Here is a 25,861-nt window from a genome sequence, read left to right on the forward strand (position 1 = left end):
CGGCCGTGGGATTGATCGGGGCCGGTGTGGCGCAGCTGACAGTGCTGCGCGGAGCCGACACCATCACGAGCACCATCGAGCCTGTCGACGAGGAGCTCCCGTACATCGTCATCGACGCCGAGGTGCTCCGTGAGCACCCGGGTCAGCAGACGCTGACGATCTCGGGCTCCGACGAGGAGATCTTCGCGGCCTACGGCCGCACCTCGGACATGCAGGCGTGGTTGTCGGACACGAGCTACAACCACGCGACACTCCTCGACGAGAGCGAGGTCGAAGAGGATGCATCGCGCGTCGACCTCGCGGTGGAGGAGGCGACCGGCGAGTTCGCCGAAACCGGCGAGCGCGTGTGGTGGAACCCGCGAGCCTCCGACCTGTGGGTCGAGGAGATGACCGCCGAGGGCGAGCTCGAGACGTCTCTCACACTGCCCGATGGCATGAGCATCCTGCTCTCGACGACCGGCAGCAGGCCGGCGCCCGCCGACGTCACGGTGTCGTGGGACACCGAGGTGACCACTCCGTGGGCCGGGCCGCTGATCGCGGCCGGCTGCGTGGCGCTCCTCGTCGGCCTGATCTTGTGGGTCGCCGGATTCTTGCACCTGCGCCGCCGCCGAGGACCGCGTCGCAAGGGGCCGAAGCTGCCTCCGACCGCGCCTGTCGACGTGTCGGAGCAGAAGCAGCTCGACGCCGCTCCGACCGCCGAGTCCGACGACAGGCATGATGACGGAGGCGAACAGGACACGAAGGGCGCGAAGCGCACGCGACGTCGCGCGCTGTTCGTCGTGCCCGCCTTCGTCGTCTCCGGTGCTCTTCTTGCGGGGTGCTCGCCGTCGGCCTGGCCCGAGTTCGGCGCGACCCCGACGCCGACCCCGACCGTCGAGACGACCGAGCCCGCCGAGAAGCAGACCCCTGCCATCACGGATGCCCAGGCTGACCGCATCATCGCGAGCATGTCGCAGACGATGAAGGACGCCGACGAGAACAACGACGTCGAGCTCGCCGAGAAGCGCATGGAAGGCGCAGCCCTCGGCATGCGCGAGGTGGCGTACGACATCCGTAGCGACGTCGAGGACTATCCGGCGCCGCCCGCTGTGCCGAAGGGCCCGGTGAGCGTGCTCCTGCCCCAGGCGAACGATGGCTGGCCCCGCACCGCGCTCGTCGTCGTGGGAGACGAGGCGTCGGAAGACACGCCGACGATCCTCACGATGACGCAGTCGAGCCCGTGGGAGACCTACAAGGTCTCGTACATGGCCTCGATCAGCGCGGGCGTCGAGCTGCCCGAGCTCGCACCGGCCTGGCTCGGTGCGGCCCTCGTGCCGCCGGACTCGTCGTTCCTGCAGGTCGCACCCGAGGATCTCGCGTCGACGTACGCCGACATCATCGGAAAGGGCGAGGACAGCGAGTACGCCGAGCTCTTCGATCTCGAGTCCGACGCGTTCCGCGAGGCTCTCTCCGAGAAGCGGCGGACGACGCGAGACGCGTTCAACGAGACGGCCGAAGGAACGGCGGAGATCACGTTCGACGAGAGCGCGGGAGATTCGGATCCGGTGTCGCTCGCGACGTTCGACAGCGGCGCGATCGTCGCGGTGTCGCTCGACGACTCCGAGACGCTGAAGCCGACGAACACGGACGGCGTGATCAAGGTCCCCGAGGCGCCGCAGGTGCAGCACTTCATCGGGGAAGAGGAGACGGCGACGGGGCTCACGACGAACTACCAGAGCGAGCTGTTCTTCTTCGTGCCTGCGAAGGCCTCGGAGGAGCCGATCGAGCTTCTCGGATACTCGTACGCGCTCGTCGGATCGGAGCTCCTTCCGGAATCCGAGGGAGAATAGAAGCTCTCTCGTTCGTCCACGTTCTTCGAAAGGTGATCGATGTCTGACGCCTCACTCGGATCCGCGCTTCGCGGAGCCGTCGATCTGTCCTCGCTTCGCAACCGCCCCGCCTCTCCTGGCGCGGGCGCGCCGGGTGCCCCCCAGCCGGGGCAGCAGAATGCGGCCGGATCCGCGCCCGACGTCGTGATGCACGTCGATGACCAGAGCTTCGGTCACATCATGGAGCTGTCGGCGACGTATCCCGTCGTCGTCCAGCTGTGGGCGGATCAGGTTCCGGAGACGGTGTCGCAGGGCTCCGTCTTCGAGACGGTCACGCGGACCTACGGCGGTCGGCTGATCCTCGCGCGCGTCGACGCCACGCGCGCCCCGCAGGTCGCGCAGATGTTCCAGCAGAACGGCTGGCCCATGACGGTCGGCGTGATCGGTCAGCGTCCTGTGCCGTTCCCCGAGCAGGAGTACACGGAGCAGCAGGTCCGCGACGTGTTCGACCAGATCCTCCAGCTCGCCGAGAACGCGGGGGTGACGGGCACGCTCGACGTGGCCGACGAGCCCGCGACGGACGATCCGCAGGAGAAGCCGCTGCCGCCGCTGCACCAGGAGGCGTTCGACGCGATCCAGCGCGGCGACTACGTGGCGGCGATCGCGGCGTACGAGAAGGCGCTGAAGGCGAACCCACGCGATGAAGAGGCGCAGGCCGGCCTCGGCCAGGTGCGTCTGCTCAATCGCGTCGACGGCGTCGACCTGCACGCGGCGCGACAGGCGGCCGCCGACGCGCCCGACGACGTCGCCGCGCAGCTGCAGGTTGCCGACCTCGATGTCGCGGGTGGCCACGTCGACGACGCGTTCGATCGACTCCTCGATCTGTTCGCGCGCCTCGCGGGCGACGCGCGGACGTCGGTGAAGGACCGCCTCGTGGAGTACTTCGGCGTCGTCGGACAGGCGGACCCTCGCGTCATCTCGGCGCGCACGCGCCTCACCAGCCTGCTGTTCTGATCGCGCGGGGCCGTGGACACGACCTATCTCGATCACGCGGCGACGACTCCTGTGCGGGCGGAGGCGCGTGAGGCATGGCTGTCGGCGCAGATGACGGGCAACGCGTCGTCCGTCCACGCAGATGGGCAGCGGGCGCGGCGCCTGCTCGAGGACGCCAGGGAGCGGCTCGCCGCCGTTCTCGACTGCCATCCGCTGGAGATCGTCTTCACGTCCGGCGGGACCGAGGCGGTCAACCTCGCGCTCAAGGGACTCTGGTGGAACCGGAACGCGGGGTCCGACTCCGTCGTCCTGCCCGACGGCGAGCACCATGCGACGCTCGACGCCGTCGAGTGGCTGCGCGACGCGCAGGGGGCGCGTGTGGATCGCGTCGCGATCGACGAGCTGGCGCGGATCCCGGTGCCGGCCTTCCGAGCAGCCCTCGGCGATCGCGTCGCCGTCGCGACGGCGCTCGTCGCGAACAACGAGGTGGGAACCATCAATGATGCGGCGGGACTGGCGGCGGCTGCGGCGGACGCGGGCGTCCCCCTGCACCTCGACGCCATCGCCGCCCAGGGGCATGTGCCCGTGCGATTCCGCCCCTGGCGCGGCGACGCGTCGGGGGCATGCGGACTCGTCGCATTGAGCCTCAGTGGGCACAAGGTCGGTGCGCCCGTCGGAACCGGGGCCCTCATCGTGTCGCGTGACGCCGCGCCGACGCCGCTCATCCACGGGGGCGGCCAGCAGCGCGCGCTCCGCGCGGGGACGCAGGACGTCGCGGGCGCGGCCGCGCTGGCCGTCGCCGTCGAGCTCGCGGAGGCCGAACGCGAGGGAGAGGCCGCGCGCCTCGCAGGTCTGCGCGCGCGCCTCCTCGGCGCGCTGCGGATCGAACCGCGCATCCGACTGCTCGGAGACCCGGCGGATCGCCTCGCATCGAACGTGCACCTGCATCTGCCGGGCGCACCCGGTGAATCGGTCCTGTACCTGCTCGACATGGCCCGGGTCTCGGCGTCCACGGGATCCGCATGCCAGGCGGGCGTCACAGAGGCCTCGCACGTCGTCGCCGCGATGGGCCTGGGGGATCGCGCGCCGCGGGAGGTGCTGCGCCTCTCGATGGGCCGTGACACGACGGCGGACGACATCGACCGGGCCGCAGGCGCCATCCTCGACGCGTACGCGCGTCTCGTCTCGAACTGATCCGCGCACCTCCCGGTCAGTCGCACGTTCTACACTCGCGGCATGCGTGTTCTTGCGGCGATGAGCGGGGGAGTCGACTCCGCGGTGGCGGCCGCCCGTGCGGTCGATGCGGGCCATGAGGTCGTGGGCGTGCACCTCGCCCTGTCGCGTGCGGGCGGCACGCTGCGCACCGGGAGCAGGGGGTGCTGCACGGTCGAGGACGCGATGGACGCCCGCCGCGTCGCGGACAGGCTGGGGATCCCGTTCTACGTCTGGGACTTCTCGGAGCGCTTCCGCGACGACGTCATCGACGACTTCATCAGCGAGTACCGGGCGGGACGCACGCCCAATCCGTGCATGCGGTGCAACGAGAAGATCAAGTTCGCGGCGCTGCTCGAGCGCGCGATCGAACTCGGCTTCGACGCGATCTGCACAGGTCACTACGCGACGCTCGTCGACAGCCCGGAGGGGCTCGAGCTGCACCGTTCGAGCGAACAGGCGAAGGATCAGTCGTATGTGCTCGGTGTGCTCACGGCCGAGCAGCTCGCGCACACCTACTTCCCTCTCGGGGACACCCCGTCGAAGGATCTCGTGCGCGAGGAGGCCGCGGCCCGCGGGTTCTCAGTGGCGAAGAAGCCGGACAGCTACGACATCTGCTTCATCCCCGACGGCGACACCCGCGGCTATCTGGCAGAGAAGGTCGGGGCGGAGTCCGGAGAGATCCTGGACCGCTCCGGCGAGACGATCGGATCGCACGAGGGCGCGCACGCGTTCACGGTCGGACAGCGTCGTGGGCTGCGAATCGGTCGGCCGGCGCCCGACGGCAAGCCGCGCTTCGTCCTCGAGGTGCGCCCCGTGACCAACCAGGTGGTCGTCGGCCCCAAAGAGGCGCTCGCGATCGCCGAGATCGCGGGGGAGCGCTACACCTGGGCGGGGGCGGCACCGCCGGATCCGGCGTCCCCGTTCGCGTGCGAGGTGCAGATCCGCGCGCACGCAGATCCGGTTCCCGCCGTCGCTCGCGTCGCGGACGGGGCCCTCGTGGTCACTCCCGATGAGCCGCTCGACGGCGTCGCGACGGGGCAGACCGCCGTCGTGTACGTCGGCACGCGCGTGCTCGGGCAGTGCACGATCGATCGCACAGTGAGCGCCGCGCCCGTCCCGGCGTGACCCCTTCGTTTGTCAGAGGTCGAATCTAGACTCGACGTGTGACTGACGACGCCGCCTCCTCGCTCTCTCTCGACGCCGCGCGCGCCGAGGTCGATGACCTCACACAGCGCATCACCGACGCGCGCGAGGCCTACTACGGTGACGATCGCTCCGTCGTCGACGACGCGACATACGACGTGTGGGTGCGGCGTCTCGAGCAGCTCGAGACGGCGTTCCCGTTGCTGCGGAGTCAGGATTCGCCGACGCAGAGCGTTCCCGCCGCCGACCAGACCGACCTCGACACGATCGAGCACGCCGAGCGCATGCTCAGTCTCGACAACGTCTTCTCGCCCGACGAGCTCCGCGACTGGTGCGTGAAGACGGCAGACGCGGCGGGCCGCGATGTGCGCTGGCTCACCGAGCTGAAGATCGACGGCCTCGCGATCAGCCTGCGATACGAGAACGGCGTGCTCACCTCCGCGGCGACCCGCGGCGACGGTCGCATCGGCGAGATCGTGACGGAGAACGCGCTCCGCGTCGCCGGGATCCCCGACCGGCTCTCGGGCGATGGTCACCCCGAGATCGTCGAGGTGCGCGGAGAGGTGTTCATCCCGGTCGAGCAGTTCCACGAGCTCAACGCCCTGCAGTCTTCCCTCCGCGAACGAGCGTTCGCCGAGGCGCGCGAGCGCTGGGAGCAGGTGCGCAGTCGATCGAAGAAGCCGTTCGACGAGGAGAAGCAGCGCCAGGCCGCTGAGCGCCGGTTCCCCGCGTTCGCGAATCCGCGCAACGCCGCGAGCGGCGGGCTCCGACAGCAGCTGGAGAAGAAGTCGGGGCTCGAGCTCGAGTCGGGCACGCGGCGCCTGAAGTCGCTGCGCCTCTATGTCCACGGCATCGGCGCGTGGCCTTCGCCTCCCGTCGAGGCGCAGAGTGAGGTGTATGAGCTCCTCAGCGCGTGGGGCCTTTCGACGAGCCCGCATCTGAAGGTCTGCGACGGCATCGACGACGTGCTGGCCTTCGTCGCGCACTACGGTGAGAACCGCCACTCGGTGGAGCACGAGCTCGACGGCATCGTCGTGAAGGTCGACGAGCTGACGCTGCACGACGAGCTCGGCGCCACGAGCCGCGCTCCGCGCTGGGCGATCGCCTACAAGTATCCGCCGGAGGAGGTCCAGACGCGACTCCTCGACATCCGCGTGGGCGTCGGTCGAACGGGTCGCGCGACGCCGTACGCGGTGATGGAGCCCAAGCTGGTCGCCGGCAGCGTCGTGCGCCAGGCCACGCTCCACAACCAGGAGGTCGTGGCGCACAAGGGCGTGCTCATCGGCGACATGGTCGTTCTGCGGAAAGCCGGCGACGTGATCCCCGAGATCCTCGGTCCCGTCGTCGAGCTGCGCGACGGCTCCGAGCGCGCGTTCGTCATGCCGGAGAGCTGTCCCGAGTGCGGCACCGAGCTCCGCGCCATGAAAGACGGCGACATCGACCTGCGCTGTCCCAACGGCGAAGACTGCCCCGCGCAGGTGCGGGGGCGCGTCGAGCACATCGGTTCGCGCGGGGCGCTCGACATCGAGGCTCTGGGTGAGGTGACGGCGGCCGCCCTCACACAGCCCTCGCAGACGGCGGAGACGGGCGAGAAGCGAGCACCGGTGCTCCGCACCGAGGCAGGCCTGTTCGATCTCACGCTGGAAGACCTGTTCCCGATCGACGTCGTCGTGCGCGACCCCGAGACCGGCCAGCCGCGGGAGGATGCGTCCGGCAGGGTCAAGCCGCGTGCCCCCTTCCGGCGCCAGCGCAAGCTCACGAGCAGAGAGACCGACCCCGCGTTCGACCCCGAGGGCCCGTTCGACGGCGACGAGGTGCACATCGTCTCGGCGCAGGCGATCAAGCTGCTCGACGAGCTCGAGAAGGCCAAGACGAAGGACTTCTGGCGACAGCTGGTCGCACTCAACGTGCGTCATGTCGGCCCGGTCGCCGCGCGCGCCCTGGCGCAGCACTTCGGCTCCCTCGACGCGATCCGCGCGGCGTCGCTCGAGGACCTCGCGGCCGTCGACGGCGTGGGGGAGACGATCGGTCAGTCGCTCCTCGACTGGTTCGACGTCTCCTGGCACCGCCACATCGTCGACCGCTGGCAGGAGGCGGGCGTCTCGTTCCACATCCCCGGTCATCCCGGTCCGGGGCAGGCTTCCGAGACCGGCGGGGTGCTCGATGGGCTGACCATCGTCGCGACGGGCACGCTCGAGGGCTACTCGCGCGACGGCGCGAAGGAGGCCATCATCCAGGCCGGCGGCAAGGCCGCATCGAGCGTCAGCAAGAAGACCGACTTCGTCGCCGCGGGGCCCGGCGCGGGGTCGAAGCTCGCCAAAGCGGAAGATCTGGGTGTTCCGATCCTCGACGCCGCCCAGTTCCATCTGCTCGTCACGGAGGGTCCCGGCGCGATCAGCATGTGACGCGATCGATACGCGCGATCCACCTGATTCGCTTGCGTGGGCAGAGGGCGCGTCGATACGTTAGCGCGGACGTTTCGCGTATTCAGCGCGCACACATATAACAAGAACTCCGCGCGAACGCGAGTTGGCGCAGGGCGGCGGCACACGGTTACGGTGTGCGCTGCTCAACGGAGCGGAGGAGCACCAAGAGATGTCACAACATACATTTTTCATCATCGCGCTCGTCGTCTATTTCGCCGCCATGATCGGCATCGGCGTCTATGCGACGCTGAAGACGAAGAACCACGAAGACTACATGCTCGGCGGGCGCAGCCTGCCGCCGGCCGTCGCCGCGCTCAGCGCCGGCGCATCCGACATGTCCGGCTGGCTCGTCATGGGTCTTCCGGGTGCGATCTACGCGACCGGGCTCATCGAGGCCTGGATTGCGATCGGTCTCACGATCGGCGCGTACCTGAACTGGAAGCTCGTCGCGCCTCGCCTGCGCGCGTACACCGAGGTCGCCAGAAACTCGATCACGGTGCCGAGCTTCTTCGAGAACCGTCTGCGCGACAAGTCGCACGTGCTGCGCGTCGTCGCCGGCGTCGTCATCCTCGTCTTCTTCACGCTCTACGTCTCGAGCGGAATGGTCGCGGGAGGCAAGTACTTCGAGAGCTCGTTCGACGGCGACTACCTCACGGGAATGCTGCTCGTCGGCGGGGTGACGCTGCTGTACACGCTGTTCGGCGGCTTCCTCGGCGCGACGTACACCGACTTCGTGCAGGGCATCATGATCTTCGCCGCTCTGCTCATCGTCCCCGTGCTCGCGGTCATCTCGATCGGCGACATCGCCGCCGTGAGCCAGGGCATCACGACCGTGGGCGCGGAGAACCTCAACTGGTTCGGCGCCGGGATCACGGGCGCAACCATCCTCGGCATCATCTCGTCGCTGGCGTGGGGCCTCGGCTACTTCGGTCAGCCCCACATCATCGTCCGCTTCATGGCGCTGCGCTCGACGCGCGACGTCAAGGCGGCCCGCCGCATCGGCATGGGCTGGATGATCCTGTCGCTGATCGGCACGGTCCTCACGGGGCTCATCGGCATCGCCTGGTTCGACATCAACGGCATCGAGCTGGCCGACCCCGAAACGGTCGTCCTCGTGCTCGCGCAGAACCTGATGCACCCGCTCATCGCCGGTCTCGTGCTCGCAGCGGTCCTCGCCGCGATCATGTCGACGATCTCGAGCCAGCTCATCGTGTCGTCGTCGGCGCTCATCGAGGACATCGCACGCATCGTCCTCAAGAAGGATGTCGGCGAGAAGGTGCTCGTGTGGCTCGGCCGCGCGGCTGTTCTCCTCATCGCCGTCATCGCGATCGTGATCGCGTTCGACTCCGAGGCATCCGTGCTCGAGCTCGTCGGATTCGCGTGGGCAGGGTTCGGTGCCGCGTTCGGTCCGATCGTGCTGCTGTCGCTGTACTGGCGCAAGCTCACGGCGGCCGGCGCGATCGTCGGCATGATCGCCGGCGCCGTGACGGCGTGGGTCTGGGGCAGGTACCTCACGGGCGGGATCTTCGATCTCTACGAGATCCTCCCCGGCTTCCTGATCAACGTCCTGCTCGCCGTCATCGTCAGCCTCGCCACGTACAAGGCCGACACGACGGATGACAAGGAGATCCAGCAGGAGTTCACCGACACCGGCTCGATCGTCATCCAGGGCCTCCAGAAGAAGCCCGCGACGAACTGATCGCGTCCGTCTCACACAGCACCACGACGCCCCCATCGAGCTCCGGCTCGATGGGGGCGTCGTGGTGTGTCCCGGCGGCAGAGGCGAACGTAAGAAAGATGAACACTTCATAAACCCGCCCTCATGAACGGGCCACATGAGTCTCATCGCCGGCCACGAGAGTGGTTCCGAACGCACGAGAGGTTCGGGAGGACTCATGACGGTCTTGATGGACGCACCGCCGGTGCCGCATCCGATCGCACGGCGTGCGGGCGCACCACGTGTCGCCCTCTACTCGCATGATGCGCTTGGGCTCGGACACATCCGTCGCAATCTCGCGATCGCGCACGCGCTGTCAGCCTCGGACATGTGCCCGGACATCCTGCTGCTCACCAGCGCGGCGGGCGCCGTGTCCGGAAACCACCCGGAGCGCTGCGACATCGTCGCGCTCCCCGCGATGGCCAAGGGCGCCGACGGCACCTATGGCGCCCGTCATCTCACGCTGGCGCACGATCACCTCTTCAGCCTGCGGGAGAGCATCCTGCTCGCGGCCCTCGACGAGTTCCGCCCGGACGTGCTCATCGTCGACAAGCACGCGCGCGGTCTGGGCGGCGAGCTCGAGCCGGCGCTCGACCTGCTCGCGGCGCGCGGCACGCGGATCGTGCTCGGGGTGCGCGACGTCCTCGACGACGCCGAGACGACGAGGACCGAGTGGAACGCGGACCGTACGTCCGAGGTGCTCCGCCGCTGGTACAGCGATGTGTGGGTCTACGGCGACCGCAAGCTGCACGATCCGCTGGCGGGACTCCACCTCCCCGACCGGATCCTCGTCGACGTGGCGTACACGGGGTACCTCGCGAATGGCCGCGCGGTCGATGTGCCTGCCGCGTCCGGGGCACCCTACGTTCTCGCGATGGTCGGCGGCGGCGCGGACGGTGTCGACGTCGCGCACAGCTTCGCTCTCGCCGACATCCCGCAGGGCCACCGCGGGATCCTCGTGACCGGGCCGCAGATGCCCGCATCGGCGCGCCAGATGATCGAGCGGATCGTCGACGGTCGCGATGACATGGTCGTCGCGACCTACGTCGAGGATGCGGCGGCGCTCATCGCGGGGGCCGCGGCGATCATCGGGATGGGCGGCTACAACACCGTGTGCGAGGCGCTGGCGGCGCGGACGCCGATGCTCGTCGTGCCGCGCGTGCACCCGCGGCGCGAGCAGATGGTGCGTGCGGAGGCGATGCGCGATCGCGGCCTCGTCGACGTGCTCGACCCGGCCGCGATGACGCCGGCGGCGATGGGCGACTGGCTCGACGGCAACGTCACCGGATCGTGCCTTCCCGCGTGCACGGACGCGATCGACCTCGATGGCCTCACCCGCGTCCTCGCCCTGTTCGAATCCCTGATCCCCGCGCGCCGCGGAGAGGAGCAGATCCATGCATGCTGAGCAGAAGGTTCGCATCGGCTACGTCCTGAAGATGTACCCGCGGTTCTCCGAGACGTTCATCGTCACCGAGATCCTCGCGCGGGAGGCGCGCGGCGCAGACCTCCGTATCTACTCGATGCGCCCACCGGCCGACCCGCGCTTCCATGGGGCGCTCGGCCGCGTGCAGGCGCCGGTGTCGTATCTCTCGCGTCCGCGCACGGCCGAGTCGCTCTGGGAGATCCTCCGCGGCGCCGAACGGCTGCCCGGGTTCGTCGCCGCCCTCCCGGAGCTGCTCACGGCGGAGGCGAGCGACGCCGCCCAGGCGGTCGACGTCGCCGGGCGCGCCCTCGACGACGGGATCACGCATCTGCATGCGCACTTCGCGAGCATGGCGACGACGATCGCCCGTCTCGCCTCGCTGCTCACGGGGATCCCGTACTCGTTCACGGCCCACGCGAAGGATCTGTTCCACGAGTCCGTGGATCCGCTCGACGTGGACCGGAAGGTGCGCGACGCGCACCACGTCGTGACCGTGTCCGACTTCAATGTGCGCCATCTCGCGCAGACGGCGCCGTCGGCCGCGTCGACGCCGGTCGTGCGCGTCTACAACGGCATCGACACGGAGGCCTTTCCGTTCCGCACGCGGGCGGCTGTCGCGGGCGCACCCGAGGTCATCGCGGTCGGCCGACTCGTCGAGAAGAAGGGCTTCCGGTACCTCGTGGAGGCGGTCGCGCATCTGCGCCGGGGCGGTCGCGATGTGAGCTGCCGCATCGTCGGGGGAGGAGCGCTCGAGGGCGAGCTCTCGGAGCTCGCGCGCCGCCTCGGGGTCGCGGATCTCGTCACGCTCGCCGGCCCGATGCCACAAGAGGACATCCGGAACGAAGTCGCGGCGGCGCGCGTCTTCGCCGCGCCCTGCGTCGTCGGATCCGACGGCAACGCCGACGGTCTGCCGACCGTCCTGCTCGAGACGATGGCGCTCGGCACGCCGTGCATCTCGACCGACGTGACGGGGATCGTCGAGGCCGTCAGGAGCGGTGAGACGGGCCTGCGCGTCGAGCAGCACGATGCGCCCGGCCTCGCCGCCGCGATCGCGAGCCTCCTCGACGACCCCGCACGGGGTGAACGACTGGCGGCCGCCGCACGGGCGCTGGTCGAGCGGGAGTTCGCGAGCACGCGCCAGGCGCAGCAGCTCGAGGAGCTGGTGCAGGCGCCGGCGGAGCGCGAGCTGGCGGAGGTGGCCTGATGCGCATCGCCTACGTCTGCGCCGATCCCGGGATCCCCGTCTTCGGCACGAAGGGCGCGTCCGTCCACGTACAGGAGGTGGTCGGCGTCCTGCTCGCGTCGGGCCACGACGTCGACCTGTTCTGCCGCCGTACGGGCGGGGCGCCGTCCGGCGCGCTGGCCGACGGACGCGAGAGCGGTCGCCTGCGGGTGCACGTCGCGGAGCGGATCAGCGGCTCAGACGCGGGAGACCGCGAGGTCCGGCTGATGTCGGGCGACGTCGAGATGGCCGCGCGCATCGCCGACGTGCACGCCGAGCGCTCGTTCGACGCCGTGTACGAGCGCTACGCGCTGTTCAGCACGGCGGGCACGCGGGTTGCAGCGGCGCATGCGCTGCCGTCGATTCTCGAGGTCAACGCACCGCTTCCGCTCGAGCAGGCCGCGCACCGCGCGCTCGTCCACGCCGATGAGGCGGACGCCGTGGCCCGCGAGGCGATCGCCGGCGCGACGACCGTCGTGTGCGTGTCCGAGGGGGTCGCACGCTGGGCGCGCACGCAGGCGCCCGGTCGGGAGATCCTCGTCGAGCCCAACGGGGTGAACGCGGACCGCTTCACCCCGCGCGCCGAGGGCGACTCCGTCCCGGGCACGCCGTTCACGATCGGGTTCGTCGGCACGCTCAAGCCCTGGCACGGCACCGACACCCTCATCGATGCGTTCGCCCTGCTCGGCGTCGGCCCCGAAGTCGCGCGCCTCCTGATCGTGGGGGACGGGCCGGAGCGCCAGAGCCTCGAGGAGCGCGCGACACGACTCGGCGTCGCGGACGGCGTCGAGTTCGTCGGCGCAGTGGATCCCTCGACCGTCCCTGGCAGGCTGGCGGCGTGCGACGTCGGGACCGCGCCGTACCCCGCCGAGGGCGACGCCTACTTCTCGCCGCTCAAGGTCATCGAGTACATGGCGGCGGGCGTCGCCGTCGTCGCGTCACGCGTCGGTCAGCTGCCGGAGCTCGTCGACGACGGTCGCACGGGCATCCTCGTCCCGGGGTCCGACGCGGCGGCTCTCGCGGCGGCGATCCGCGCTCTCGCGGGCGACCCGGCGCGCTGTCGCGAGATGGGCCGTGCCGCACGGTCGGTCGTGGAGGAGCAGCGCACGTGGCGCGATGTCGTCCGCCGCACATTCGCCGGGGCCGGCCTCGTCCTCGACACCTCGGCAGGAGCGACACGATGAGTGCGAAGAGCGGATCCCTCCGGCGCCTCACCCAGTATCTGCGTCCGTATCTGCGGCCGAATCGCCGACTCGTCGCAGGTGGATTCGTCGCGATGTTCGCGGAGGTGGCATTCCGGATCATCGAGCCGTGGCCGCTCAAATTCGTGATCGATGCGGTGATCGTGCCGGGAGCGGCGGACAGCCCCGGCATCATCAGCCTCCTGATCGCGTGCGCGTGCGGCGTCATCGCCGCCGCGGGCCTGCGCGCGCTGTCGTCCTATCTGATGACGGTCTGCTTCGCACTGGCCGGCACGCGCACGATGAACGCCGTGCGCGGGCACGTCTATGCGCATGCGCTGAGACTCTCGCTGCGATTCCACAGCGGCACCCGCTCGGGTGACCTGATCAATCGCCTCGTGAGCGACGTCGGCAAGCTCCGCGACGTGGCGGTGACGGCGGCGATGCCGCTCATCGGGAACTGCGTCACGCTCGTCGCGATGTTCACCGTGATGATGATCCTCGACTGGCGCCTGGGCCTCGTGATCCTCGCCGCCTTCCCGGTCTTCCTGATGTCGTCGCGCATCGCCGCGCGCCGCATCACCACGGCGGCGCGCGTGCAGCGTGCGCGCGAGGGCGATCTCGCCGGTGCGGCGGGCGAGACGTTCGGCGCCATGAAGGTCGTGCAGGCGTACACGCTCGAGTCGAGCCTCGAGAGGCAGTTCGCCGAGTCGAACGAGCGCGAGCTCACGGAGGGCGTGCGCGCGACGAAGCTGGCGGCGGGTCTCGAGCGCTCGACCGACGTCCTCGTCGGCATCGCGACGGGCGCCGTGCTGCTCGTCGGCGGCATGAGCGTTCTCAACGGTCATCTCACCCCGGGCGAGCTCGTCGTGTTCGTGCAGTACCTCAAGGGCGCCTTCAAGCCGATGCGAGACCTCGCGAAGTACACGGGCCGCATCGCGAAGGCCGCCGCGTCGGGCGAGCGGATCCTGGCCCTCGTCGATGAGGATCCCGACATCCGCGATCGCGAGGGGGCGCACGACCTCGCCCGGCCCGACGGCCGGGTGCGCTTCCGCGGCGTGTCGGCGTCGTACGACGACGAGACGCCGTCGCTGACGGACATCGACCTCGAGGTGGACGAGGGGGAGCGCATCGCGCTGGTGGGCCATTCGGGTTCGGGGAAGTCGACGCTCGCGAGCCTGCTCCTGCGCCTGCAGGATCCGCAGTCCGGATCGGTCGAGATCGACGGCCGGGACCTGCGCGACTGCACGCTCGACTCGGTGAGGTCGGCCACGTCGATCGTGCTGCAGGAGTCGGTGCTGTTCGCGGGCACGATCCGCGAGAACATCCGCATGGGGCGTCCCGCGGCCACCGACGAGCACGTCGACTGGGCCGCGGAGGTGGCCAACGTGGCGGAGTTCACGGCTCATCTGCCCGACGGCCTCGACACGGTCGTTGGCGAACGCGGCGACACGCTCTCCGGCGGGCAACGGCAGCGCATCGCGATCGCTCGGGCGATCCTGCGCGACGCGCGCATCATCATCCTCGACGAGGCGACGACGGGCTTGGATGCGACGAGCGGCCAGGCCGTCCGCGACGCGATCGCGCGCCTCACGACGGGGCGCACGACGTTCGTGGTGACGCACGACATCGACGACGCCATCGCGTGCGATCGCGTGGTCGTCCTCGATCGCGGCCGCATCGTCGAGCAGGGGGCGCCGACCGAGCTGCTGAAGCTCCCCGGCAGCCGACTGTCGATCCTCAACGGCGCGAAGGAGTCGCTCGGTGCCTGACCTCGACGACCAGCGGATCCTCGACGCGGACCCGTCACTCGCGTCCCTGGGCGATGTTCTGTCGGGAGCCGCCCTCGCGCGCCGGCTCGGGGTGCCGGCCGTGCGCGTCGCCTACGTGCGCTACAAGCCGGGCGTGTCGGCGGAGGCGGGTGTCGAGATCTGTCGCGCGGACGGGCGGATCGTGTGGGCCCGGTCGGTCGCGCACGTCGCGCCCGGGGAGCGCAAGCTGGCCAGAGCGGCGCGTCACGCCGACGAGCGCGACGCCGTGCTCGTGTACGACGAGGAGCGTGCGTGGGGGGTGTTCGCCGATGTCGCGGACCCCGCGCTTCCCGGCATCGCGAGCGCCCGCGCCGATCATCCGCACGCGAGCGTCCTCGTCTACAAGCCGGGGCGCCGCTGGGTCGCCCGCTGCGATGCGTGCGGCACGATCATCAAGGTGCATGCTCCGGCCGCGGGCGAGCGGGCCGCGACCGCGCACGCCCTCGCGGGAGCGCACCTGCCCACGGCCGCAGTGACGCGCGAGGATCTCGCGCGAGGCATCATCGAGACGCGGCTCCTGCCGGGCGGCGCACCGGAGCCGGGCGACCGAGACGCGATCGACGCAGCGGGCCGGGCGCTGGCGCACCTGCACGCGGCCCAGGCCGAGATCAGCCCGCAGGATCTCGCGGGATGGCGTGCGGACCGCGAGGCCGAGATCGCGGGTGCTCTCGACGCGATCGCGCACGTCGCGCCGCGCGAGATCGCGGCGGCGCAGCGCATCGCGCGCGCGGTCCGACGCATCGTGGGTGCACGCGACGCCCTTGCGATCGTGCACGGCGATTTCTCCATCGACCAGCTCATCGCGGACGGCGCGGACCTCCACGTGATCGATCTCGACCGTGCGCGCATCGGCGACCCGCTCGCGGATCTCGCGTGCTGGGCGGGCGACGAGATCGCCCGCGGCGCCGACGTTCCCTCGCCGCCGCTCGTCGAGGCGTACCTGCGAGCGGGCGGATCCGTCGATCACGATGACCTGCGCATTCTCACGGCCGGGGCCCTGCTGCAGCGCGCCGTCGAGCCGTTCCGCGCCCGGCGCAGCGGCTGGGAGGCGGAGATCTCGCGCCGTCTCGCGGTCGCCGTTCGCCTCGCGATGCCGTCCGACGAGGCGCTGCCCGGGCTCCGGCCGGCCCTGGCGCTTCCCGGGGCCGAGCTGGTCGTGCACCGGCCGGGGCGTCGCGCCGTCGTGCGCAGCGTCGAGGCGGGGAAGACGCGCTTCGTCAAGGTCGTGCGCCCGTCGCGCGCGGACCGCGTGCTCGACCGCGCCCGTCGGGTCGAGCACCTGCGCGCGGTGCGCACGCCCCAGATCCTGTGGTCCTCCGCACACCGGGGGCTCATCGCGCTGACGAGCGTGGGCGAGCGGACGCTCCTCGAGCTCGGCGGCGATCCCGGCGCGCCCGACGCCGACATCGCGGCCGCCTGGACCACGGCGGGGCGAGCCATCGGCGAGCTGCAGCAGCTGCCGACCGAGGCTCTGCCGATGCACGGCGTCGCCGAGGAGCTCGCAGCGACGCGGCGTCAGCTCGCCCGCGCCGAGCGTGTGCTCCCCGCGGACGTGGTCACCCGCGCCGTCGACGCCGTCACGCGCGATCTCGAGGGTGCCCCTGCCACGGATCCGGTGGTCCTGCACCGCGATCTGCACGACAAGCAGCTTCTCGTGGCGGCGGAGCGTCCCGCGTCGCAGCTCGGCCTCATCGACGTCGACACGCTTGCGGCAGGGGAAGGGGCGGTCGACGTCGCGAACCTCCTCGTGCACGTCGAGCTGCGGGAGCTCCAGGGGCTGCTGACGCCGCGCCGGGCGGCGCTCGCGCGCGAGGCGCTCGAGACGAGCGTCGTGCGCGAGCTCCCCGATGCCGTGCGCGCACGGATCCCGGCATACGCGCGCGCGACGCGCCTGCGTCTTGCCGGTGTGTACGGAGCCAGGCCGGGCGCAGAGGAGATCTCGCGGGTCCTCCTCGGCCGCGCGCTCGAGGAGGATCCGGACTGACGCAGCGGGGGCCGGCCGGGCTGGCCCGTAGGATTGCCAGGTGACCACTGCGTTCGACCCGCCGCGTCCCTGGGTGAGCTCCTACGCTCCGGGCGTCCCCGCCGATCTCGAGCCGGTCACGGGATCCCTCATGGATCTCGTCGCCGACTCGGCCGCCGACCACCCGCACGCCCCGGCGCTCGAGTTCTTCAGCCGCGAGACCACGTATGCGGAGCTCGCGGACGCCATCGAGCGCGCCGCGAACGGTCTGCGCCGGCTCGGCGTGCGGAAGGGCGACCCCGTCGCCCTCATCCTGCCGAACTGCTCGCAGCACATCGTCGCGTTCTACGCGGTGCTGCGTCTCGGCGCGATCGTCGTCGAGCACAACCCGCTCTACACGCCGCGCGAGCTGCGCAAGCAGTTCGAGGATCACGGCGCCCGGCACGCGATCGTGTGGAACAACGTCGTCCGGTCGGTGCAGGAGTTCCCCGTCGACCTCGCGCTCGACACCGTGGTCTCGGTCGACGTGACCAAGGGCATGCCCCGCGCCATGCAGTTCGCGTTGAAGCTGCCGATCCCGAAGGTGCGGACGCTCCGCACGCAGCTCACGACCCGCGTGCACGGCACGGTGTCGTGGGAGGAGGTCGTCGGGTCCGACCCCGTCGGTGCGGACGTCGCCCGTCCGACGACCGACGACATCGCGGTGATCCAGTACACTTCCGGCACCACGGGCGATCCCAAGGGCGCCTCGCTCACGCATCGGAACCTCCTGGCGAACGCGGCGCAGGCACGCGCATGGACGCCGACCGTGTCGCGGGGAGAGGGGACTGTCGTGTACGCGGTCCTGCCCATGTTCCACGCCTATGGGCTGACCCTGTGCCTCACGTTCGCGATGTCGCAGGCGGCCCGCCTCGTGCTGTTTCCCAAGTTCGACCCCGACATGGTGCTGAACGTCACGAAGAAGCACCCCGCAACCGTCCTTCCCGCCGTTCCGCCGATTGCGGAGCGGCTGCTGAAGCGCGCACGCGAGAAGGGCGTCTCGCTCGAAGGCACGCAGATCGGCGTCTCGGGGGCCATGGCGCTCGACGAGAAGCTCGTGACCCCGTGGGAGGCGGAGACGAAGGGCATGCTCGTCGAGGGCTACGGCCTCTCGGAGTGCTCGCCCGTCCTCGTCGTCAACCCCGTCGCCGACACGCGCAAGGCCGGCACGATCGGCCTGCCCCTGCCGGGAACGGAGGTGCGCGTCGTGGACCCCGAGGATCCCGCGGTCGACGTCCCGCAGGGCACGCCCGGGGAGCTGCTCGTGCGCGGCCCCCAGGTGTTCGGCGGCTACTACGGCAAGCCGGAGGAGACCGAGCGGGTGTTCGTCGACGGCTGGTTCCGCACGGGAGACGTGGTCGAGATGGACGAGGACGGGTTCCTGACGGTCGTCGACCGCATCAAGGAGCTCATCATCACCGGCGGGTTCAACGTCGCGCCCACCGAGGTCGAGATCGCGCTGCGCCAGCACCCCGCGATCGAGGACGCGGCGGTCGTGGGCCTTCCCGGCGACAGCGGCGAGGAGGTCGTCGCCGCCGTCGTCCTCGACGGCGTGCCGGCGTTCGACCCCGACGACGTGCGCGACTTCGTGAAGCAGGTGCTGACGCCCTACAAGGCGCCGAGGCGTCTCGTCGTCGTCGAGGAGCTGCCGAAGTCGATGATCGGCAAGGTCATGCGCCGCCAGGTCAAGGAGCAGCTGCTCGCGTCGGAGGCGTAGGCCTCTGCCTCGTCCACAGGCTGGTTTTCGGAACCTGCCCTGTGGATAAGCTCGGTCGGCCGGCACGGCTTCGGCACGCTCGGAAGATGGATCTCCCGAGCCTCGTCGCCTCACGCGGCGGTGTCATGCGCACGCGGACTCTCCTCGATGCGGCGAACGTTCCTCCGCGACGTGTGGATCCGCACGTCCGTCGAGGCGAGCTGTTCCGACCGCGCAGAGGATGGATCGCGGTGCCCGATGCGGATCCGATGCTCGTCGCCGCCGCGGAGACGGGAGTGGTGATCACCTGCGTCACAGAGGCTGCGCGGCGGGGGCTCTGGGAGATCGATGACGGTGGAGTCCACGTCGGGATCGGGGTCGATCGGCATCCGCGCCGCGAGACCGCCGCGCTCCTGCATTGGCGGGTGCCCCCGGCTCCGCGCGATCCGGATGCGCTGGTGGATCCACTCGACAACGTCCTTGCTCTCGTTGCGGAATGCCAGCCCTATGAGGATGCCCTCGCCGTGTGGGAGAGCGCGTTGCGCACGGGGCAGACCGACATCGATTCCCTGACGGCGCTGGCGACGACGGAGCGCTCGCGCCGACTCGCGCGCGATGCGGTGCCGCACGCCGATGCCGGAACGGAGTCGGTCATTCTCGCGCGGTTGCGGTGGCTTAGCGTGCCCCTGCGCCGCCAGGTGTGGCTGCTCGGCCATCGGGTCGATCTCCTCATCGGAGATCGCCTCGTGATCCAGGTCGACGGCGGGCATCACGTCGGCGCTCAGCGTGCGTCCGACGTCGCACACGACGCAGGACTCCTTGCCGCGGGGTACCACGTGATCCGGATCACGGTGTGGCAGCTCCACCACGAGTGGCCCGCGGTCCAGGAGCGGATACTGGCCGCCATCGCACGCGGACTTCATCTCGCCCGTGGGTGATCCAGCGGATCATTGCGAATCCAGCGGACGAGAACGCGACATCCATCCGCTGGATCTGCATTCATCCGCTGGATGCGCATCGGATCAGCGATCCGTGAGCGGCGCAGATGGATCAGACGCGACGCCCCGCGAACGGTGCGAGGGCGTCGCGGATGTGCGCGAGATCCTCTCGGCCGAGGCCGGTCGTCGACATGATCTGGCCCGGCACCTCCAGCGCCCGTTCACGAAGGGCGCGCCCGTCATCCGTGAGTCCGACGTCGAGACGTCGTTCGTCTCCCGACCGGCGCTCCCGGTGCACCAGTCCCTGCGCCTCGAGGCGCTTGACGAGAGGGGACACGGTGGCCGCTTCCAGGGCGAGGGAGCCCGCGAGATCGCCGAGCGAGCGCGGCGACTCCTCCCAGAGCGCGAGCATCACGAGGTACTGCGGGTGCGTGAGACCGAGCGGCTCGAGAACGGGCCGGTAGATCGATACCACGTTGCGCGCTGCGGTGACGAGTGCGAAGCACAGCTGGTTGTCGAGGAGGAGCAGGTCGTCTCTCGGATCGGTCACGAGGTCACTCTACGCTCCCAAACGCTTAGTACACTAAGAGTTATGGCGCAAAAGAGACCACTCCGGGAGCGGATCCGAGACGGCGGTGGCTTCTACCGCTGGTTCAACGAGCGGCTGGTGCGCTACGGCGGTCCGGCGCAGGTCGGGCCGTACGGCGACGCCGAGCCGCCGCCCTGCGAATCGTGCGGCCGGCCGAAGTCGGAGCACATCACGAGCGCACGCGGCGATCTGCGGTGTCCCGACCCCGGAGCATCCGACGCGTAGACTGGCGTGGTGTCTGAAATCACCCCTGATCTCGTGCGCCATCTCGGTGTGCTCGCCCGGATCCAGCTGAGCGACGAGGAGGTGACCAGCCTCACCGGCGAACTCGACGCCATCGTCACGAACATCGCCAAGGTGAGTGAGGTCGCCACCGATGACGTCGCCGCCACGAGCCATCCGATCCCGCTGCAGAACGTGTTCCGCGCCGACGAGCCCGGCGACATGCTGACGACCGAGCAGGCGCTCCAGAACGCCCCTGACGCCGACGACGGACGGTTCCGCGTCACCGCGATCCTGGGAGAGGAGCAGTGATGGCAGATCTCACGAGGCTCACTGCGGCCGATCTTGCGGCGAAGCTCGCATCCGGTGAGGTGTCGAGCGTCGAGGCGACGCAGGCGCATCTCGACCGCATCGCGCAGGTGGACGGCGAGGTGAACGCGTTCCTGCACGTCTCCGACCACGCGATCGAGCAGGCGGCGCGGATCGATGACGCGCGTCGGGCCGGCGAGCAGCTCCACGAGCTCGCGGGCGTCCCGATCGCTATCAAGGACGTGCTCGTCACGACCGACATGCCGTCGACGTCCGGTTCGAAGATCCTTGAGGGCTATCTGTCGCCGTACGACGCGACGGTCGTCGCGAAGTCGCGCGCCGCCGGCCTCGTGCCGCTGGGCAAGACCAACATGGACGAATTCGCGATGGGCTCGTCGACTGAGCACTCGGCCTACGGCCCCACGCGCAACCCCTGGGATCTCGACCGCATCCCCGGCGGCTCCGGCGGCGGATCTGCGGCGGCCGTCGCGGCCTTCGAGGCGCCGCTCGCGCTCGGAAGCGACACGGGCGGATCCATCCGCCAGCCCGCGCACGTCACGGGAACCGTGGGCATCAAGCCGACGTACGGCGGCGTGAGCCGGTACGGCGCGATCGCCCTGGCCTCCAGCCTCGACCAGATCGGCCCCGTCAGCCGCACGGTGCTCGACGCCGGGCTCCTGCACGATGTCATCGGCGGGCACGACGTGCACGACGCGACGAGCCTCGAGGACGACTGGCCGTCGTTCGCGGCAGCGGCGCGCGAGGGGGCGACGGGGGAGGTCCTCGCCGGCCTCAAGGTCGGCGTCGTCACGCAGCTGCAGGGCAGCGGCTTCCAGGCCGGCGTCTCGCAGTCGTTCCGCGAGTCGATCGAGAAGCTCGAGCGCGCCGGCGCCGAGATCGTCGAGATCAGCGCCCCGCACTTCGAGTACGCGATCGCCGCGTACTACCTGATCCTCCCCGCCGAGGCGTCGAGCAACCTGGCGAAGTTCGACTCCGTGCGATTCGGCATGCGCCAGGACGTCCCCGGCGGCACCGTCGAGGACGTCATGTCGGCGACGCGCGACGCGGGCTTCGGCCCGGAGGTCAAGCGCCGCATCATCCTCGGCACGTATGCGCTGTCGGCGGGCTACTACGACGCGTACTACGGCAGCGCGCAGAAGGTCCGCACGCTCATCCAGCAGGACTTCGCGAACGCCTTCGCCGAGGTCGACGTCATCGCGACGCCGTCGGCGCCGACGACGGCGTTCCGTCTGGGCGAGAAGGTCAGCGACCCGCTCGCGATGTACGCGAACGACCTCGCGACGATCCCGGCCAACCTCGCGGGCGTCCCCGGCATCTCGATTCCGTCCGGACTCGCATCCGACGACGGCCTGCCCGTCGGGATCCAGTTCCTGGCACCTGCTCGCGAGGACGCGCGCCTCTACCGTGTCGGCGCCGCGCTCGAAGCGCTGCTCGTCGACGAGTGGGGCGGTTCGCTGCTCGACAGGGCTCCCGAGCTCCAGGGAGGGGCACGCTGATGGCGGCGAAGCTGATGGACTTCGATCGCGCGCTCGAGCTGTTCGAGCCGGTGATCGGCCTCGAGGTGCACATCGAGCTCAACACGAAGACGAAGATGTTCTCGGCGGCGGGAAACCCCGCCAACGAGGCGAATCACGGCGCGGCGCCGAACTCGCTCGTGGCGCCGGTCGATCTCGGGCTCCCCGGATCCATGCCGGTCGTGAACCGCGAGGCGGTGCTCTCGTCGATCAGCCTGGGCCTCGCGCTGGGGTGCTCGATCGCCCCTTCGAGCCGCTTCGCCCGGAAGAACTACTTCTATCCCGACCTGGGTAAGAACTACCAGATCAGCCAGTACGACGAGCCGATCGCGTTCGAGGGATCGGTCGAGGTCGAGCTCACCGACGGCACGCTCGTCGAGGTGCCGATCGAGCGTGCCCACATGGAGGAGGACGCGGGCAAGCTCACGCACATGGGCGGCGCCTCGGGGCGCATCCAGGGCGCGGAGTACTCGCTCGTCGACTACAACCGTGCGGGCGTCCCTCTCGTCGAGATCGTCACGAAGCCGATCTTCGGCGCGGAGGAGCGGGCTCCCGAGCTCGCGAAGGCCTACCTGCAGACGATCCGCGACATCGCGCGTTCCCTCGGCATCAGCGAGGCGCGCATGGAGCTCGGCAACGTGCGCTGCGATGCGAACGTCTCGCTGCGGCCGCGCGGCGCCGAGAAGCTCGGCACGCGCACCGAGACGAAGAACGTGAACTCGATGCGCTCGGTCGAGCGAGCGGTGCGATACGAGATCCGTCGCCAGGCCGCGATCCTCGAGGGGGGCGGATCCATCACACAGGAGACGCGCCACTGGCACGAGGACACGGGGGAGACGTCGCGGGGTCGACCGAAGAGCGACGCCGACGACTACCGCTACTTCCCCGAGCCCGACCTTCTGCCGGTCGCCCCGAGTGAGGCGCTGATCGAGCAGCTGCGGGCGCAGCTGCCCGAGGCGCCCGTCGCCAAGCGCCGCCGTCTCAAGGCCGAGTGGGGATACACCGACCTCGAGTTCCAGGACGTCGCCAACGGCGGTCTGGTCGACGCGGTCGAGCAGACGATCGCCGCGGGCGCGAGCCCGGCGACGGCCCGCAAGTGGTGGACGGGCGAGATCACGCGCGTCGCGAATGCGGAGGGTCGGGAGGCGGCAGACCTCGTGAGTCCCGCGCACGTCGCCGAGATGCAGAAGCTCATCGACGAGGGCACGCTCACCGACAAGCTCGCCCGCCAGGTGCTCGAGGGCGTCATCGCGGGCGAAGGATCGCCCGCCGAGGTCGTCGACGCGCGCGGTCTCGCCGTCGTTAGCGACGACGGCGCCCTCATCGCGGCGATCGACGAGGCGCTTCAGGCGCAGCCGGACGTGCTCGCGAAGATCCAGGGCGGCAAGGTGCAGGCCGCCGGCGCCGTCATCGGCGCGGTCATGAAGGCCATGAAGGGCCAGGCCGACGCGGCACGCGTGCGCGAGCTCATCCTCGAGCGGGCGCAGGGCTGAGCTGAGGCCGAAGGTGCGCGGGAGGCGGCTGTCATCGATCGCGATGACGGCCGCCTTCGCTGTCGCGCTGGTCGGCTGCGTCGCCTCGCCGCCCGAGAGCGCGCCGTCGCCCGCGCCGTCGAGTCCCACGGCCGCGCCCACGCCGACGCCGACACCCACCCCGACGCCGATCCCCGCACCGCCGACGGTCGCTCAGCGCGCCGCCGACCTCGTCGCCGACATGTCCACGCGCGAGAAGGCCGCGTCCGTCGTGATGGGGCACGTCGCCGGCACCGACCCGGGGGCCTTCGCCGGCTACGTGGAGGGCGGACCGCAGAGTGTGATCCTCATGGGCGACAACGTGCCCCCGACGGCGGACGCGCTCTCGGGAGTCACCGACGCGGTCGCGTCGTCCGCCGATACCGCTCCGCTCATCGGCATCGATCAGGAGGGCGGCGACGTCTCGCGACTGCCGTGGGACGACCTGCCGTCCGCCCTCGACCTGAAGGATTCGGATCCGTCGGCGACCCGCGACGCGTTCGCCGGCCGCGCCGATCTGCTGGCCGACGCCGGCATCACCGTGAACTTCGGCGTCGTCGCCGACGTGCCGCGCAGCGAGGAGTCGTTCATCTTCCGCCGCTCGTACGGCACGGATCCGCAGGCGGTCGCGGATCGCGTCGCGGCGGCCGTCGCGGGGGAGCGGGGGACGGTGCTCACGACGCTGAAGCACTTTCCGGGCCACGGGGCGGCGGAGGGCGACTCGCACGTGGGGATCCCCGCGACGGACGTGTCGTACGAGCAGTGGCGCGCGCTCGACGCGGTCCCGTTCGAGGCGGGCATCGACGCGGGAGCGGAGCTCGTCATGACCGGCCACCTGCTGTTCCGCTCCGTCGACGACACCCCGGCGTCGCTGTCGTCGGAGTGGTACCGGATCCTGCGCGACGATCTGGGATTCGACGGCGTCGCCGTGACGGACGACCTCGGAATGCTCGAGGCCTCGGGCGACCCGCGCTATGCGGATCCGGTGCAGAACGCGGTGTCGGCGATCGCGGCAGGAGCCGACCTCGCGCTCATCATCATCGGCTCGACGGCCGAGACCGGCCCCGCCATCATCGACGGAATCGTCGCGGCCGCGGAAGCCGGGGATCTGGATGCGACACGCCTCGACGAGGCGGCCACGCGCGTTGCGGGGCTGCGCATGCAGGTGTCGGGCGGCTGACGCGCGCCGTCAGATCCACCCGCTGCGCACGGCGTACCCGCCGAGCTGCATGCGCGTGACGACGCCGGCATCGTCCATGAGCGCTCGGATCCGACGCTGCAGCGTGCGCGGTGACGTCGCGAGCTGTGCGGCGATCGCCTGGTCAGTGAGGCCCGCCAGCATCAGCTGGAGCAGGTGACGGTCGCTCTCCGAGGGGCCGGCGACATCCTCATCGGCATACGGGCGGGCGGCGCGCCATGTCGTCTCGAACAGGTCGATGGCGAGCGAGACGAGAGGCGGACGCAGCACCGCGGCGACGGCGCCGTCGAGCTGGATCATCGCCGAGTGGTCATCGGCGATGATGAGCTTCGAGACGCGGTCGGCGACGCGCACATCGGCGCCGCGCGACAGGTGCCCCTGCAGCAGCTCGACAGCGGCGGGCTCGGCGAGATAGGCGGCGTCGACGACGAAGCGGTAGCGCGCTCGGGCGTTGACACGCAGATTGGCCGCCGCGTGCCGCGTGCCGATCGCGGCGTTCGCTCCTGACTGCATCGCGCGGATCTCGCGGGTGGGGCCGAACTCGAGTTCGAGGAGTCGGCGCGCCTGCGTTTCCGGTCCGTCGAGGATCTCGACCAGTTCCATGCCCGACCGCGCGGCGCGCTCGCGGTGATACGTGTCGATGAGGTCGGCCACCGCGCGCTCGGCGCGACGCACTCGTTCGCGCGCGCGGTCGACATGCGGCGACAGCACGAAATCGGGAGCGTTCGCCTCCCATCCTCCGCCGTCGAGTGCCACCACGACGTCGTGCTCGCCGAGGCGCTCGAGAGCGGCCGCCACCGCGTCGGGCGCGAGGCCGGCCTCGGCGGCGAGCTCGTCGATGCCCCGCGCCGGATGCGTGATGACCGATCGCAGCACCGCTTCGTCGTCACCGCCGAGCGGCAGACCGATCTCGTCGAGCATC

20 protein-coding genes are annotated in these 25,861 nt (G+C 70.5%); 18 read left to right on the plus strand and 2 right to left on the minus strand.

Annotated features, from left to right (window positions below):
* Positions 1–5: 5 nt before the first annotated feature.
* From KOL93_RS04805 to KOL93_RS04865, 13 genes are all read left to right on the plus strand, one after another.
* Positions 6–1,829, plus strand: coding sequence for a glycosyl transferase (locus KOL93_RS04805; protein WP_221584193.1), 1,824 nt, complete (start codon positions 6–8; stop codon positions 1,827–1,829).
* Positions 1,830–1,868: 39 nt separating this feature from the next.
* On the plus strand, positions 1,869–2,822 hold the full coding sequence (locus KOL93_RS04810; RefSeq protein ID WP_221584195.1) for a tetratricopeptide repeat protein: 954 nt from the start codon (positions 1,869–1,871) through the stop codon (positions 2,820–2,822).
* A 12-nt stretch (positions 2,823–2,834) separates the two neighbouring features.
* Positions 2,835–3,995, plus strand: coding sequence for a cysteine desulfurase family protein (locus KOL93_RS04815; protein WP_221584196.1), 1,161 nt, complete (start codon positions 2,835–2,837; stop codon positions 3,993–3,995).
* A 42-nt stretch (positions 3,996–4,037) separates the two neighbouring features.
* Positions 4,038–5,141 carry a tRNA 2-thiouridine(34) synthase MnmA gene (gene mnmA / locus KOL93_RS04820; protein ID WP_221584197.1) on the plus strand — a complete coding sequence of 368 codons (1,104 nt, stop codon included), beginning with the start codon at positions 4,038–4,040 and terminating at the stop codon, positions 5,139–5,141.
* A gap of 38 nt (positions 5,142–5,179) precedes the next feature.
* On the plus strand, positions 5,180–7,564 hold the full coding sequence (ligA, locus tag KOL93_RS04825; protein ID WP_221584198.1) for an NAD-dependent DNA ligase LigA: 2,385 nt from the start codon (positions 5,180–5,182) through the stop codon (positions 7,562–7,564).
* Between the two features lie 190 nt (positions 7,565–7,754).
* Positions 7,755–9,284 (plus strand): sodium/proline symporter PutP, encoded by a 1,530-nt coding sequence (putP, locus tag KOL93_RS04830; RefSeq protein WP_221584200.1) that lies wholly within the window; start codon positions 7,755–7,757, stop codon positions 9,282–9,284.
* Between the two features lie 196 nt (positions 9,285–9,480).
* Positions 9,481–10,707 carry a glycosyltransferase family protein gene (locus KOL93_RS04835; RefSeq protein WP_221584202.1) on the plus strand — a complete coding sequence of 409 codons (1,227 nt, stop codon included), beginning with the start codon at positions 9,481–9,483 and terminating at the stop codon, positions 10,705–10,707.
* Complete coding sequence (locus KOL93_RS04840) at positions 10,697–11,929, plus strand: glycosyltransferase (protein WP_221584203.1); 1,233 nt, start codon at positions 10,697–10,699, stop codon at positions 11,927–11,929. The genes KOL93_RS04835 and KOL93_RS04840 overlap by 11 nt, the downstream gene beginning before the upstream one ends.
* On the plus strand, positions 11,929–13,131 hold the full coding sequence (locus KOL93_RS04845; protein ID WP_221584204.1) for a glycosyltransferase family 4 protein: 1,203 nt from the start codon (positions 11,929–11,931) through the stop codon (positions 13,129–13,131). The genes KOL93_RS04840 and KOL93_RS04845 overlap by 1 nt, the downstream gene beginning before the upstream one ends.
* Positions 13,128–14,900: an ABC transporter ATP-binding protein gene (locus KOL93_RS04850; RefSeq protein WP_221584206.1), complete on the plus strand. Its 1,773-nt coding sequence runs from the start codon at positions 13,128–13,130 to the stop codon at positions 14,898–14,900. Before KOL93_RS04845 ends, KOL93_RS04850 begins: the two co-directional genes overlap by 4 nt.
* Positions 14,893–16,923, plus strand: coding sequence for a phosphotransferase (locus KOL93_RS04855; RefSeq protein WP_221584208.1), 2,031 nt, complete (start codon positions 14,893–14,895; stop codon positions 16,921–16,923). Before KOL93_RS04850 ends, KOL93_RS04855 begins: the two co-directional genes overlap by 8 nt.
* A 40-nt stretch (positions 16,924–16,963) precedes the next feature.
* Positions 16,964–18,658: a long-chain-fatty-acid--CoA ligase gene (locus KOL93_RS04860; protein WP_221584209.1), complete on the plus strand. Its 1,695-nt coding sequence runs from the start codon at positions 16,964–16,966 to the stop codon at positions 18,656–18,658.
* An 86-nt stretch (positions 18,659–18,744) separates the two neighbouring features.
* On the plus strand, positions 18,745–19,575 hold the full coding sequence (locus KOL93_RS04865; RefSeq protein WP_221584210.1) for a DUF559 domain-containing protein: 831 nt from the start codon (positions 18,745–18,747) through the stop codon (positions 19,573–19,575).
* Between the two features lie 112 nt (positions 19,576–19,687).
* Here KOL93_RS04865 and KOL93_RS04870 read toward each other — a convergent pair whose 3' ends face one another.
* Positions 19,688–20,125 carry a MarR family winged helix-turn-helix transcriptional regulator gene (locus KOL93_RS04870; protein ID WP_308291540.1) on the minus strand — a complete coding sequence of 146 codons (438 nt, stop codon included), beginning with the start codon at positions 20,123–20,125 and terminating at the stop codon, positions 19,688–19,690.
* 42 nt (positions 20,126–20,167) lie between these two features.
* Between KOL93_RS04870 and KOL93_RS04875 the strand changes: the two genes are divergently transcribed.
* The 5 genes from KOL93_RS04875 to KOL93_RS04895 are packed head-to-tail and all read left to right on the plus strand — an operon-like array spanning position 20,168 to position 24,921.
* On the plus strand, positions 20,168–20,389 hold the full coding sequence (locus KOL93_RS04875) for a hypothetical protein (RefSeq protein ID WP_221584211.1): 222 nt from the start codon (positions 20,168–20,170) through the stop codon (positions 20,387–20,389).
* A 9-nt stretch (positions 20,390–20,398) separates the two neighbouring features.
* Positions 20,399–20,698 carry an Asp-tRNA(Asn)/Glu-tRNA(Gln) amidotransferase subunit GatC gene (gatC, locus tag KOL93_RS04880; protein WP_221584212.1) on the plus strand — a complete coding sequence of 100 codons (300 nt, stop codon included), beginning with the start codon at positions 20,399–20,401 and terminating at the stop codon, positions 20,696–20,698.
* Positions 20,698–22,212 (plus strand): Asp-tRNA(Asn)/Glu-tRNA(Gln) amidotransferase subunit GatA, encoded by a 1,515-nt coding sequence (gene gatA, locus KOL93_RS04885; RefSeq protein WP_221584213.1) that lies wholly within the window; start codon positions 20,698–20,700, stop codon positions 22,210–22,212. The genes gatC and gatA overlap by 1 nt, the downstream gene beginning before the upstream one ends.
* A complete protein-coding gene (gatB, locus tag KOL93_RS04890) occupies positions 22,209–23,723 on the plus strand; it encodes an Asp-tRNA(Asn)/Glu-tRNA(Gln) amidotransferase subunit GatB (protein WP_221584519.1) in 1,515 nt (504 codons plus the stop codon). Before gatA ends, gatB begins: the two co-directional genes overlap by 4 nt.
* 43 nt (positions 23,724–23,766) lie before the next feature.
* The gene (locus KOL93_RS04895; RefSeq protein ID WP_221584215.1) at positions 23,767–24,921 is read left to right on the plus strand and encodes a glycoside hydrolase family 3 N-terminal domain-containing protein; all 1,155 of its coding nucleotides are present in this window, start codon (positions 23,767–23,769) and stop codon (positions 24,919–24,921) included.
* 9 nt (positions 24,922–24,930) lie between these two features.
* Here the strand turns inward: KOL93_RS04895 and KOL93_RS04900 are convergent, their stop codons facing one another.
* Entirely contained in the window at positions 24,931–25,860 is a 930-nt protein-coding gene (locus tag KOL93_RS04900; RefSeq protein ID WP_221584216.1) for a helix-turn-helix domain-containing protein, read from the minus strand.
* Between the last annotated feature and the right edge of the window lies 1 nt (position 25,861).

Source organism: Microbacterium salitolerans (genome assembly GCF_019720895.1).
Lineage (GTDB): Bacteria > Actinomycetota > Actinomycetes > Actinomycetales > Microbacteriaceae > Microbacterium.